This is a genomic window from Bartonella rattimassiliensis 15908 (assembly GCF_000278215.1).
Classification (GTDB): Bacteria; Pseudomonadota; Alphaproteobacteria; order Rhizobiales; family Rhizobiaceae; genus Bartonella; species Bartonella rattimassiliensis.
This window is the reverse complement of sequence record NZ_JH725067.1, coordinates 137,712-151,214: the sequence shown is the minus strand read 5'-3', so window position 1 is coordinate 151,214 and position 13,503 is coordinate 137,712. Positions and strand designations below refer to the sequence as shown.

Annotated in this window: 8 protein-coding genes and 1 pseudogene; 5 read left to right on the top strand and 4 right to left on the bottom strand. The window is 37.3% G+C overall.

The genetic code is table 11. The annotated features are described in order from the left end of the window. Nucleotides 1-63: 63 nt before the first annotated feature. Nucleotides 64-493: pseudogene (locus tag MCY_RS09155) on the top strand (restriction endonuclease); the annotation flags it as partial. A gap of 1,022 nt (nucleotides 494-1,515) precedes the next feature. Here MCY_RS09155 and MCY_RS06370 read toward each other — a convergent pair. The 4 genes from MCY_RS06370 to MCY_RS06355 all read right to left on the bottom strand — a co-directional run bounded on the left by MCY_RS06370 (nucleotide 1,516) and on the right by MCY_RS06355 (nucleotide 7,251). Continuing rightward, complete coding sequence (locus tag MCY_RS06370; RefSeq protein WP_007347553.1) at nucleotides 1,516-3,351, bottom strand: FAD/NAD(P)-binding protein; 1,836 nt, start codon at nucleotides 3,349-3,351, stop codon at nucleotides 1,516-1,518. After that, entirely contained in the window at nucleotides 3,323-4,486 is a 1,164-nt protein-coding gene (locus tag MCY_RS06365; RefSeq protein ID WP_244427365.1) for a YbfB/YjiJ family MFS transporter, read from the bottom strand. The genes MCY_RS06370 and MCY_RS06365 overlap by 29 nt, the downstream gene beginning before the upstream one ends. A gap of 29 nt (nucleotides 4,487-4,515) precedes the next feature. After that, complete coding sequence (locus MCY_RS06360) at nucleotides 4,516-5,580, bottom strand: NAD(P)H-dependent flavin oxidoreductase (protein WP_007347551.1); 1,065 nt, start codon at nucleotides 5,578-5,580, stop codon at nucleotides 4,516-4,518. A 1,191-nt stretch (nucleotides 5,581-6,771) separates the two neighbouring features. Further along, the gene (locus MCY_RS06355) at nucleotides 6,772-7,251 is read right to left on the bottom strand and encodes a MaoC family dehydratase (protein ID WP_007347550.1); all 480 of its coding nucleotides are present in this window, start codon (nucleotides 7,249-7,251) and stop codon (nucleotides 6,772-6,774) included. 164 nt (nucleotides 7,252-7,415) lie between these two features. Between MCY_RS06355 and MCY_RS06350 the strand changes: the two genes are divergently transcribed. From MCY_RS06350 to MCY_RS06335, 4 genes are all read left to right on the top strand, one after another. Then, nucleotides 7,416-8,747, top strand: a complete 1,332-nt coding sequence (locus MCY_RS06350) for an NAD(P)H-dependent oxidoreductase (protein ID WP_007347549.1) — start codon at nucleotides 7,416-7,418, stop codon at nucleotides 8,745-8,747. A 1,019-nt stretch (nucleotides 8,748-9,766) separates the two neighbouring features. After that, on the top strand, nucleotides 9,767-10,510 hold the full coding sequence (locus MCY_RS06345; protein WP_007347548.1) for a creatininase family protein: 744 nt from the start codon (nucleotides 9,767-9,769) through the stop codon (nucleotides 10,508-10,510). Nucleotides 10,511-10,522: 12 nt separating this feature from the next. Then, complete coding sequence (locus MCY_RS06340) at nucleotides 10,523-11,572, top strand: CobW family GTP-binding protein (protein WP_007347547.1); 1,050 nt, start codon at nucleotides 10,523-10,525, stop codon at nucleotides 11,570-11,572. A gap of 11 nt (nucleotides 11,573-11,583) precedes the next feature. Beyond that, a complete protein-coding gene (locus MCY_RS06335) occupies nucleotides 11,584-12,555 on the top strand; it encodes a WD40 repeat domain-containing protein (protein WP_007347546.1) in 972 nt (323 codons plus the stop codon). Nucleotides 12,556-13,503 lie beyond the last annotated feature (948 nt).

The window sequence follows — 13,503 nt, the reverse complement described above, 5'->3', positions numbered from 1 at the left end:
ATTCGTTTTGATTCTTTTAATGGTTATTAATCATCTCATAAGACAAGGAATTTTTATTACAATATGCTGCAATCTATTAAGTCTGATAATGAACACATCACTTTACGCTCGCTCTTAGAATATTATCGTCAACGAGCTAAATCACCCCGTGAATTAGGAACCATATTTGAAAACCTTATGAAGGTTTATTTGACACAAGGCCCTCTACAAAAGCAAGAATACAAAAAGGTTCAAACCTATTGCGAATGAGCGCAAGAGCATAAGGAAAATGGAACTGATATTGGGATTGATCTAGTGGCTACAATCCGTGATGAAAGTTGCTATGTGGCTATTCAATGTAAAGAATATAATACTTTTCATTCAATTAAAAAAGAAGATATTGATAGTTTTATTGCTTCCTCTTCTGATTAATAGCACCGAAATGGATTAGAGTGACAATGTTGAACTAACTTGTGAGAGGCAAAAGGCTTCTATTCAACGCATGAACCTTTTTTGATTTTGAAAAGAGCTGAAAAAGCATTTTATGAATAGAATTAAGGGAATGGTCTATTTCAATAGCCTCGATATCTCACCGATAAATATACTCTGTCATCTACGTCTCTTCACCATATCCCACGTGTAAATAAATAAAGTCCATTTTATTGCCATTCCACCAGAAAATTATGTTCCATGGCTCCTGTTGAAAATAAAAACATCACAGAAACAACAGCAAATTTAGATATGAACAAAGATATGGTGAAAGCGGAGAGGTAAACTGTACGAGGAATTGAATTAGCGAGATATCTTCTGATACATAGAGATATTTTATCCCATGAAGCTAAATTTACTCAGTTTACTCTTTTTGAGGTTTTAAGCCCTCTTAAGCGTGGATGAGAGATTGTGAGAAAATCCAGAAAACTCTTTGAATAAATTTTCCCATTACTGCAACAGAATAAACCAAAAATGCTTAGCAATGGCGTGCATTCTATTCAAATTAAGAGTGAGACTTATAATGTTGCGACAATCCCAAGGCAATTTATGAGAGGTATTTTTTCACCTCTCTTCTCTAGCCTTCCATACACTACCCCCTTGTGGGACACAAAAGCGAATAAAATTAATTCAACATCAAGAGACTTTAAATAAGAGTATTTTACAATATTCGGAGTTATGATTCAAGGTGTACAGCGATGACTTATCATTATAAATTAATTTATTACCTGAATATTAGCCTCACATAGTTCCCCTTAGTTTAACCAACGTTCAGCGCACCTCTCACATGCAGTTTTACTTCAAGAATTGCTCCCATATCCATAAGCCTGAATACAGGAGCGAAACTTCTATCCTTTTCGCCTCAATCGGGATATCCCCATACACAAACAGTTACCCGTTCTTGTAACGGTTTCTTAAATTTATCGACAATTTACTTCTTTTCACCGATCATCAACATGAGAATTACCCAAAATACGCTGCCAAATACCCTTATCACGCTTAAACTATTTACTTAGCGGCCCCCAAACACTTTTTAAGAGATTAAATTTACCTAGATGTGACATAATTCACGTCTATTTCATTAAACATCTGCTGGATACATTTATCCGAATCCAATAGAAAGCGGGAGTTCACACCTGGTCGTGGCAAAACAAAGGTAAAAAAACAAGGACCTTCAACGGGATTACCTAAAGACCACACATTTTTTCTCACACCTCCATTGAGATCAATAATGTTATAATTTCTATCAATATTCAAGCCACCAGTATGATAGTCTCCATTTACATATTCTGTGAGAAAACCCTTCCTAAAGAGGTTTCTGATTAATGGTGAGCGCTCGAGATTTATGTCAAATGGATCTATCCTTGCTTGGATAACAACATCTGCAACCTGAGTCGTTATTTCTTCTAAGAAAGTACCAACAATACGGAAAACAGAATTTTTCTCGTCAATTTCTAAAATAGGTGAAGGACCAAGATCTATGCGAAGTAAACCACTATCAATTAAAGCAAGTAACTGCCTGTTTCGCACTAAAGGCGGACCGACAGCTATACGATTCATAATAGGAACAAAGTCGCTGACAAAACGAGCATGCGACTCTGGTGTCAAACCACCCCATTCAACGCAATAGCGCATGGTATCACGCACATCTCTTAAGACATCAGCTGCTGCTTTGACACTACCAGAAACATTTCCTGCGTAAGCATTTTTGAGATCATCTTCCAAAAATTCATAGATATAGCGTTTGTAATCAACAGCGTTTTTGAATACAATACCTTGTAAAGGATATAATATTTCGTCAATTTTCCTAAAATCTTCATAGTCAATGCACGCAGTCTTACCCACAGCATGATAGTATGCCCTCAACATTTCCTTTTTCAAGACTGGAAGAACATCTTCAAAAAAATCAAATTTCTTTTTTTCCTGTCGCAGAGATTTGAAGTAATCTAATGTAAAGAATTCAGCTGTATAAGCCTCAGAGACCCCTTTCTCATTTATAGCTCTAGAAGAAAATGGAAGTCCTTGTCTTGAGAAAAGACTGATGACAGGCTCTCGCCCTGATGGTATATATTCCAAACGGCCTCTGTTCTCTTTATATCGGCCTCCTCTTCCAACAGTTAGCTCGGCTATAACATCATGCGCCGTTAGTCCCATACCCTGCACCAGCACTCGAGCGTCAGGGCTAACACTTTCTATCATAGATAAAGGATAAGGAGATCTTATAAATCCTAAGTTAGGATTTTTATGCTTATTTGAAGAAACAAAATCTATTTTTTGTTGCTCATTTTCTGTGAGTATATTAGTACCATGCCCAGTAGTCATAAATATAAATTCAAAGGACTGCTTATAATCCCCATCTACCACAACAATAAATTCACACTCTGATAATGGCTTAATATCAATCACATGAGATCTGATAATGGACACATCTACATTACGCGGTCTGTTTGCTGTCAATAAATCTACAACGAATTGTAAATAATTCCCTAATTCAGCACGTGATAAATAGTCATTATCATCTATAGGCGCTCCAACATCTGAGTCTTCAGCCATATGATAGAAATTAGAACCTATTTTACGGATACCTGCATCTTTAGCCCATTGAGCAAATGATGGTCCATTGGTATATGGGCCGGAAACTTCACAAGTTTTATCTAAGAACATAGTCATTTGCGATGCAACTGTATTGACTAATAGATAATCTGCTTGTCTTGGCGAATGAGATCCACAACCATGTTCGTTTGGATCAAATATTGTCAGGTTTATATGCACACGACTTATATAACGACGAGCATAGGCATTTATCCTCTCATAAAAACTAATGCCACGCGCCCCAAAACCGATGATAGCACAATTAATGGTTTTTTTTCTGTTTGTAGCCATAGTGTCCTTCCTGTATAAACCACACACATAGAATAAAAAGAAGAAATGACGAAATAGAAAATATCAGGATATAATTCTCTATTATATAGAAAAGCCAAGTAAATATATACGCAGCTATTGCTTGTGATAAGGCGAATGCGGACACTGCTTTACTCCAGATAATCTGCTGAATTTGTGGATCAGAGGAAGACAATTCTCCTATCAAACCAAGATATAAAGGCACAATGCCAGGGGTAGCAGCACCCATAATAAGGGCCGATAGTAACAACGCGATCTTCAAATCAGGGAACAATAGCAATAGAAACGAAGCAAATAATTGCACAAAATTCATCAAAAAGATCACAGAGCAATACGATGTTTTCTTAGCTGCTATACCCAATATTATAGCTCCTAAAAACGCACCAAAGGCATAAACTAGCCAAATGATAGAAGCAAAATATGTTGATGGTATTGTGCGAAGCAAAACAAAATTCACAAGAAACAATATATATGGCATCAACGCTGCAGCGTTGATACCATATGTTAGATATATAAAATAATCTATTCGCTTAGACTTATACGACTTTTTAATATGCTCAAAATTCGTGTTGGGTATAAACCGATAGGTTATTATAAAAAATATAAGAGTGATTAAAAAAAGTGCCCCCCAATAATAATATACTTTAATACTAGCTATCATCGGAGTAAACAAAGCAGATAATAGCAAGCCTAATCCCACTCCTGAAAACATTATGCCACCAGCACGAGCACGATCTTTTGGATCCATAGCCGATAACAAAGTCGGAGCAGCCACAGCTGTTAAGATTCCACCCGACAAACCTACAATAAAACGCCATATCATGAACCACAAGTTTCCATATGGATAACAACAGCATAAAAAAGACAGCCCACTCATGAAGAACGCTAATCTCAATGCATATCTTGGAGAAGTAAGGCGTAAAATATAAGGGGATGAAAAAGCACCGATGAAGTAACCTAAAAAATTTGCAGAACCAACCCAAAAAATATGATTTTCATCAAGCCAACCTTGGTTTATAAGATAAGGTGTTGCAGGCGTATAAGCAAAGCGCGATAAACCTATGCCAACTAAGGATGCTGCAAATCCACTCAATACGTACTTAATCGTTTTACTCATTGTCATATCAGCTTTAGACTCATTTTTTCTTAGCCCTGTATATAGCGAGTATACTCATTTTCTAACTCTACGATAATTTGTCCTGCCGGAATAAAACGCGTCAAGAAAGCACTTTGCCCCGCCCAAAAAGGGCCTATATCAAGATCTTCTCGTAAGAGCATACTTTTTTGCAGCTGCTTGAAGGCATCATAACCGTAAGGATACTCCGGAATATCCTTATCAGTAATACTCATCGCCCATTGGACAAACGGCGTCATTATTGACCGCGCAGGCCGCCCGGAAATAGCTCGCGTCAAAACGGTTGGTATGGATTTATCAGACTGCAAAAGATTTTTATGACAATGACTCGCACCGCTTTCGCTACAGCCTATAAAGGCACTCCCTAATTGTACTCCCTGAGCACCCATGAGCATAACGCTCGCTATATCAGCCCCAGTCATTATACCACCCGCAGCAATTATCGGAAGTGACAAGTGCTGGGCCAAAAGCCGAGTCAAGACGTGCGTTGATAACTTCTCGTCGAATTGTGAAAGATTAAATTGCCCTCGGTGTCCCCCTGCCTCAAAGCCTTGAGCAATTATCGCATCCAAACCCCTGACTGCAATTTCTTTCCCCTCCTCAAGACAAGTTGCAGTAGCCATCAGTTTAGCACCGGTCTGTCGAAAGATGTCAATGATATCATCATCAGGGACACCAAAATGAAAGCTAATAATATCAGGGGCTTGTGCAGCGACAGCCATAGCTAAAGCCTTATTATTTTTAATAGAAGCGTATATATTTTTAAGAGGAGTATTTAGTATCGATTCCCCACCTAAAAAATGATCGTTTAGCTTAGTTCGCCAATGAGTATCCTTTGCTGTATCCACAGACAAAAAAGGATCATGACAAAAAAGATTAATATTAAATGGCCGATCAGTTAGTGTTTTCGTTTTTTGAATTAACAAAACTGCTTCATCCGGCCCCAACCCGCCAATAGCTATCGAACCAACCGCACCAGAATTAGATACGGCAGCCGCCATCTCAGGCGTCGATACACCAGCCATAGGCGCTTGTATTATTAAAGAGCGTATATCTTTAGGTAATGTAGCTAACACAGTAGCCCTCAAAATTGGTGGTTTGGAAATTCATCATCTATAATGCTTTTGAAACTATAGATGGGAAATACGAATAATAACACCGCTTATTCTTGCTCCCCACCACTTAGCATCAAGTTAGCAGCAAGAAAATTAAAGCTTCGTTCATTTTCATATCCAGCGGCGATATATATAAAAAAACGTACGATTGCAACAATCCATTATCCTGATAAATTATGATATATACAGTTTTTCTATAACCTTAAATCTACTTCATTATGCTTGTCGTGATATATCTTATTTGTTCAACACAGGAGGTGAAAAACTGTGAGCAATTTTTTTGATGAAAGCATTATAATTTCAAGAGAAACAAAGAGAACCAAATCACTGTAAAGACTACTCCGCCCTTAAGTTCTGTCAACGATATTTTGTATCTCATCTTAACCTGCAAAACCTTCTAGTATTAACACCAATCAACCTGTATGCTAACACCGATAAAGTTTAAACATTTTCCACCATTATTGGTATTGAGATAAGCTGGAGTTTGAGGACAACCTTGATTGCATACAGAAAGCTTTTGAGTACAGCAGCAAGAATCTGAAAGTTATAGGAATACTAGTGGACTTTATCGTTATACCCTTCACAAACACTGTGGCCAAATGGGTTGTTTGAGAAGCTTGAGAAATATTTCTTTAAAACAAGCGCGTAAATTAGCAACACAAGTATACTCCATTTGAAGCATTCTATTTTGCATGAGGGATATGGATACCATTAAAGCATGATGGCAATACTGGGGATTGGTTTTCAACTTTACATTCTCTCCCAATTAGGTTGTTTTCCTATTTCAGAGATTCCACAAATAGTGCCAAGCATCTTTCTTCTTTTCTTAAATGGCTTTACCCATATAAGCCCTGTTTGTAACAGGTAAACCAATAGTTTGAATTGCTTTAATATAAAAAGGATGAAATAGAAAGCTTGCAATATTCGAGGTTCTGTGTCAACATGGAAATGATCAATTAATATATTGATCAGGATTTTCTTCAGCCCTCGCCTCCATCAAAATGATTTAGAAGATAAAGAAACCTGCTACGATTATCAACGTTGTAATACCTCTACCATAACCATCCTCCCATTAATCATTCTCAATGTTATCATCGAAGAAACTCTTGAAAAATTGTACAAAAATTTTATAAAATAAAGCACTCAAATAAGCTAGATATCGGGAGATTTCTCTTCCACCATAGCAACAATAAGCCATTGAGCAGTAAGAGCAGGTTTTTTACACTGTTCAATTTCCATTGTAGCTCCATAATGGAAAACTACGCGACCAGAAGGGCGAATTTCTGCATCATCTAACACAAAACGCGCACGGACCCGTATTCCTGTTTTCACAGGACTCATAAAACGCACTTTATTGAATCCATAATTAATTTTCATTTTTGTCCCTTCCAACTCTGGAAGAGCTTCATAAGCAAGTGTAGATAAAAGCGATAATGTTAAAAAACCATGCGCAATCGTGCCACCAAAAGGCGTCTTTTTAGCCCTTTCCTCATCAACATGTATCCATTGATGATCATCTGTAGCGCATGCAAACTGATTAATCATATCTTGTGTAATAAGACGCCATTCCGATAATCCCACTTCTTTACCAATAAAACTGGTGACATCCTGTACTGCTATTTTCTGCTGCATAACGCTATTCCCATTTTATTTTATAAAAGCAAAGCATTGCGCTTGCTTTTATAAAAGCCATTGATTAGAGCATCAAGAATAAAAGATTAATTGTCTTAAAAACAAATACGTTTTATGAATAAGAAAACTTTTCTAGCAGAATAATTTTCAAATGGGAAAAAAGAATGGCAAGCAATGTGAACCTAACAGGTTTAGCGCATGATTTGAAGCAGCGTGCAGAAAACCATCCCCCCATCCGTATTGGATTGATTGGTTGTGGTGAGATGGGTACAGATTTATTATCAAGTACCGCACAGATGAATGGTATAAGGGTCGCTGCAGTAGCCACTAGAACGCCATCACGTATTTTTGATGCTGCTATGCTAGCTTATGGCGAAGATGGACATGTCTGTGAAGTTGAAAATACTCATGCTCTCACACAAAGTATTGAAAAAGGTTTGATTGCAGCAACAGATGATATTGACCTTGTTTTGCGCCATGAACAAATTGATATCATTATTGATGCAACAGGCTATCCTGAAGTGGGAGCAGAAATTGGCTTAAAAGCGCTTGAGAATAACAAACATCTTGTCATGATGAATGTTGAAGCAGATGTTACGATTGGTGTTTATTTGAAACATGAAGCAGAAAAACGAGGGCTTATTTATACTCTTGGTGCCGGTGATGAACCCACTTCTTGCATGGAGCTCATTGAATTTGTTTCAGCTCTTGGACATAAAATTGTTGCAGCGGGTAAAGGGAAAAATAATCCTCTACTCTTTGATGCTACACCTGATGCTTACGAAGAGGAAGCACGCCGTCGTAATATGAATGTGCGTATGTTGGTTGAATTTATTGATGGTTCCAAAACGATGGTTGAAATGGCAGCAATTGCCAATGCTACTGGCCTTCTCCCTGATTGCCCAGGAATGCATGGACCGCAAGCGACGCTGCAAGATTTAAACAAAGTGCTTATCCCGAAACAGTATGGGGGAATTTTGCAGAAATATGGTGTTGTGGATTATTCAATAGGTAAAGGTGTGTCCCCAGGTGTCTTTGTCATTGCAGAAATAGCACATCCACGTTTACGCGAACGTATGGAAGATTTAAAAATTGGTCAGGGACCTTATTTCACCTTTCATCGCCCCTATCATTTAACAGCAATGGAAGTGCCTCTCACTTGCGCACGCATTATGCTTTATGGCAAAAAAGATATGGTTCCCCTTAACCGTCCCGTAGCAGAAGTCTGTGCTGTTGCGAAAAAAGATTTACAACCAGGCGATCAGTTAGATTTTATCGGTCTCTATACTTATCGTTCTTGGTTAATGAGCCGTACAGAGGCTTGCGAACACCAAGCTATACCTTGTGGACTTTTGGAAAAAGCAACGGTGACAGCTAAAATTAAAAAAAATGAACTCATTACAATACATAATACTGCTATTCGTGAAGATCAGTGGATTGCACGCCTTCGCGCTAAACAAGACCTTTTACTTAAGACTCTTCCCATTCATGCATAACTCCCCTCTATTGTTTTAAATTTATTTTGTTGATTTTTATATATAATTTATCATTTTTCTTATTGTGTGAAAGCCCTAGATACAAAGATACTTTATCCTTATGAATAATATAAAATTTATAGAAGCTCCCATTTTTAAACTTAATAAAAGAGCAATCCTGCACCATTATACACTTCGCTAAAGTTCAATGTTGCAAACCAACCTTAGCACTTGAGATAATTTAGCATGTCTTTCTTTTACAACTCCACTCCACGCAGCTAATCCGTTTATGATGTGCAAAAGACATGATTTTTATTGACTCAACATGAAGAAAATTTGGAATAAGGAAATATTACGATATTCGAGACCCTCGTTCAACATGAAAAAATAAATACTCTAAAATATATTGTCATTACGCGATTTCATCTCATATAAATTCCTTTCATTACATTCATTTCTTTCATGAACACTAAAACCTGTTAAGACACTGTTCAAAGTAAAATGAGTGAACAAATATTTTTATCCTTTTGTTACAAACATTTCTATTTTTTTTATAAGCTGTCTACGTGAACTTGAATTAAGAATGCAAAAATCCTGACTGAAATCCAAATCTGTGCCCTCGTAACCTTCGCTACAACAGAAATTCTTTGATTATCCTAGCTTTATAACAGAAAAAAGACTATTAAACTTCATCTAAACTTACTTTTTTAGATATAATAAAAAGAATTATTTTTCATTCGATGATGTCATAATGTAAACTATTTAATCTTCCTAAATATTTACTGATAAAAAACAAAAAGACGCATCAAAAATTCTTACAAAAGAGAACTATCTTTAGAATTGATCACTACACCTTATATCAAAGACTATATTAGCTTATCTCAATAAAACCTTCACTATTTTTAAGAAAGCTCTCATTTTTTATAACATCTCTCTGTGCTATAAAAATCCGCCTATTTGCGTTTCTCTTATAGATAGATTAAAGTGACAGCACCTTTAATCACTTTGTCTGTATTAACTTCTCTTTTGGGCAATAATTTATGGTATCTAACACGCCTTTTCTCGCTCTTCTACCTTTGGGTGCACACGAATATCACGGAGAGCACCTTCCTTTTGAAACCGACTGGATTATTGCCGAAGCTTTTGCAAAAGCCCTCACCTTACAAACGAAAGAACAATTCTCTATCGCACTTTTACCAGTTGAAAAGATTGGTTATTCTGTTGAACATATGGATATTACGGGCACTAAAACCCTCAACTTTTCTGATGCTATCGAACGATGGATAAAGATTGGTGAAAACTGCTATCATAAAGGGATAAAACGTTTTCTTCTTCTTAATGCTCATGGAGGAAACTCACCTTTAATGAGCATTGTTATTACCGAATTACGGAAACGTTTTTCAATGCTTGCGGTTGCAACAAGCTGGAGTCGTTTTGGTCTCCCACAAGGTTTTATAGAGCCACCTCAACAACATCTTGATATTCATGGAGGCTTTATAGAAACCTCCCTCATGCTCTATTTAGCACCAGAAAAAGTCCATATGGAAAAAGCTAAAAATTTTCATAATAAGCAAGCTGATATGATTGCTCATTATCGGTATTTACGCGCTTATGGTCCTCACGCCTTTGGATGGAAAATGCGTGATTTGAACAAACAAGGGGCAGCAGGCAATGCAAGCCAAGCAACATCACAAGCCGGTGAAGCAATTTTTGCTCATGTTCTATCTCAGCTTCGTGATTTACTTGATGATATCAATCGATTTAAAATAAATGCATTACAATAAAAGGTAGCCCTTATGGAAAAGACACAAAATAACCCCACAAAACTTCCTGTTACAGTTCTTACCGGTTATCTTGGTTCAGGAAAAACCACCCTTCTCAATCGCATTCTTAGCGAAAACCATGGCAAGCGCTATGCCGTCATCGTCAATGAATTTGGCGAAATTGGTATTGATAATGACCTCATTATTGAATCAGATGAAGAAATTTACGAAATGAATAATGGCTGTGTTTGCTGCACTGTGCGCGGTGATCTTATTCGTATTATGGAAAGCCTGATGCAACGCTCTCACCGATTTGATGCTATCATTATAGAAACAACAGGACTTGCAGATCCCATTCCCGTTGCACAAACTTTTTTCATGGATAACACTGTTCAAGAAAAAACGACTCTCGACAGCATTATAGCAGTTGTTGATGCACAACATTTGCCATCCCAACTGAAAAAGAGCCATGAAGCTGAAGAGCAAATTGCTTTCTCTGATATCATTCTTTTAAATAAGATTGATCTTGTCAATACCCAGGAACACGCCCATGTCCGATCACTCATTCTTGCCATTAATCCTCATGCCATTCTTTATGAAACAGAGCGTGCCAATATCCCTCTTGAAAAGCTCCTCAATCGTGGTTCTTTTGATCTCCAACGCATTTTAGAAAATGATCCTCATTTTCTCGACCATCAGCACTCAGACAACAACCATCACCATTCAGATCATGTCTGTAGTCCTGACTGCACACATGATCATGAACATCACCCTGTATCCACCATGCATGACCTGACCATTACTTCTGTGAGTTTAAAAACAGGTGTTCTTCAACCAGAAAAGTTTTTTCCATGGATTCAATATGTTACGCAACAACAAGGTCCTGATATTTTGCGATTAAAGGGTATTATCGCCTTTCAAGGAGATGATGATCGTTATGTCATCCAAGGCATCCATATGATTCTTGATGGACAACATCAACGTCCATGGCGTGCAGATGAAAAACGTGAAAGTCGACTTGTTTTTATCGGCCGCACGCTTGATGGTGAAAAACTGAAAACGGGTTTTGAAAATTGTGCATAAAGCGAGTAACAATGCCAAATATTACCGATTACGATCTCCAAAGCTACTGCCTTTCCTGCGGTTTTATAGGCAACAAACCAGCCTTTGTTTCCGCAGAAGGCTTCATTGTTATTTTAACCCCCGCTGCCGAAATTCTTGATGTACACCAAGGAATAATTTCAAGCCATTTTTCCCCTGATAACACAGCCATCATCACTGGTGGAGAAGATGGCAAAATTTGTCAAACAACAGCAGATGGGTGTACAGAATTACTCGAACAAAGAGACCGTAAGTGGATCAACAACGTTACTTTTGGACCACAAAAAGTTTTTGCCTTTTCTTCCTCACGTATCGCATGGGCACATGTCGAAAAAGAGCAGCAAGAGCTACTTCATGAACACAGTGTAGAAGGTCTTGCTTTTGCTCCCAAAGGTTTGCGGCTTGCCGTTGCCCATTACAATGGGGTTACCCTTCATTGGCTCTCAACGCAAATCCCCCCAACTACATTAGTATGGAAAGGAGCCCATTGTGGTGTCACCTTCTCACCAGACAACCGCTATATCATTTCCACGATGCAAGAAAATGCCCTCCATGGCTGGCGCCTTACCGATCATCAACATTTACGCATGAGTGGCTATCCCAACAAAGTAAAAAGCTGGTCTTGGAGTGCAAAAGGAAAATGGCTAGCAACATCAGGTGCCTCTGCCGCAATTGTTTGGCCCTTTCATACAAAAGACGGCCCCATAGGAAAAACACCACTAGAACTAGGAACACGAGCCAATGCGCTTGTTAACACCGTCTCATGCCACCCAAGCAAAGAAATTGTAGCAATCGGCTTTAATGATGGAATAATTTTAGCAGCACATTTTCATGATGGGAAAGAAATTCTTCTGAAAGGTTACGGGAAAAGTGCTATCTCAGCACTCAACTGGAATCAAACGGGGCATAATCTCATCTTTGGCAGCGAAAACGGTGAATGCGGTGTAATTAATATCACTGATTAAGCCAAACACCAACAAGCATAACCCTCCCCAATAAAAAATACCCACAAATCATTCTATATGTTGAATAACAAACTGAATATTACGATTTTTTTTATTTCAAACCTATTTATATCAAATGATGAAACCCTTGCCGTTATAAACGCAGTTGGCATATCAAGAAGAACTATTAGAAAAAGTAAAAATGCTTCTTATGAGCCCTTTTGAATATTAAATTCTGCGCAGTATGGAAAGCTGGAAAAGAGGAGAAAGATGTCCACTCATTATAGCAATAAAGATAATATGCTGTACTTTATCAAAAATGCTCTTGGCACTTATCATTTCTATCATTTGCAAAAAAGAAAAAACAACTGTAAAAACACAGTAAAATATACTTTGCCTTTTTATTATAATTTGACCTGTAACCTCCTGTCTTTTCTAAAAAGAAAAGTATTTAACCAAAATACCCAAATCAACATCCTAAAAAAACATTCAAAACAATGCATAAAGATCATAAGATTTAAAATTTGTGATCTACAAAAATTAATAAAGAAAAAAAACGACCAACAAGAACCATCAATAGCACCTCTTTTGAAAGATGAAACCCAAGACATTCAAGCTTCTCCCATTCACAATAAAATCCTTCTCCATCTCATAACATCAAAAATTTAAGAAAAATTCCTCATCGCATACAAGGAAGAAAGGATATGAATGAGCATCTTTAATCATAAATCTAGAAAATCACTTATTATAACCTTTTAGATCAAAAAAATAACCATATTGATGAAGCAAAATAAATTTTACACATTAAAAGATGAAAAATCCTCTGCCTTTCATATAAAAACACTATGTGTATTTCAAAAAAGATGACGCAATCCAGCAGAGAAACTCGTTCCAGAAAAACCAGCTTTCTTCAACCTACGCTGATAAATAACATCTCCATGAAGGAAAAGTTTTGAAGAAAGACGCGCA

Excerpts from the sequence above, each read along its gene's own strand:
- MCY_RS06370 (WP_007347553.1), bottom strand. The coding sequence starts at position 3,351 with ATGGCTACAAACAGAAAAAAAACCATTAATTGTGCTATCATCGGTTTT.
- MCY_RS06365 (WP_244427365.1), bottom strand. The coding sequence starts at position 4,486 with ATGAGTAAAACGATTAAGTACGTATTGAGTGGATTTGCAGCATCCTTA.
- MCY_RS06355 (WP_007347550.1), bottom strand. The coding sequence starts at position 7,251 with ATGCAGCAGAAAATAGCAGTACAGGATGTCACCAGTTTTATTGGTAAA.
- MCY_RS06350 (WP_007347549.1), top strand. The coding sequence starts at position 7,416 with ATGGCAAGCAATGTGAACCTAACAGGTTTAGCGCATGATTTGAAGCAG.
- MCY_RS06345 (WP_007347548.1), top strand. The coding sequence starts at position 9,767 with ATGGTATCTAACACGCCTTTTCTCGCTCTTCTACCTTTGGGTGCACAC.
- MCY_RS06340 (WP_007347547.1), top strand. The coding sequence starts at position 10,523 with ATGGAAAAGACACAAAATAACCCCACAAAACTTCCTGTTACAGTTCTT.
- MCY_RS06335 (WP_007347546.1), top strand. The coding sequence starts at position 11,584 with ATGCCAAATATTACCGATTACGATCTCCAAAGCTACTGCCTTTCCTGC.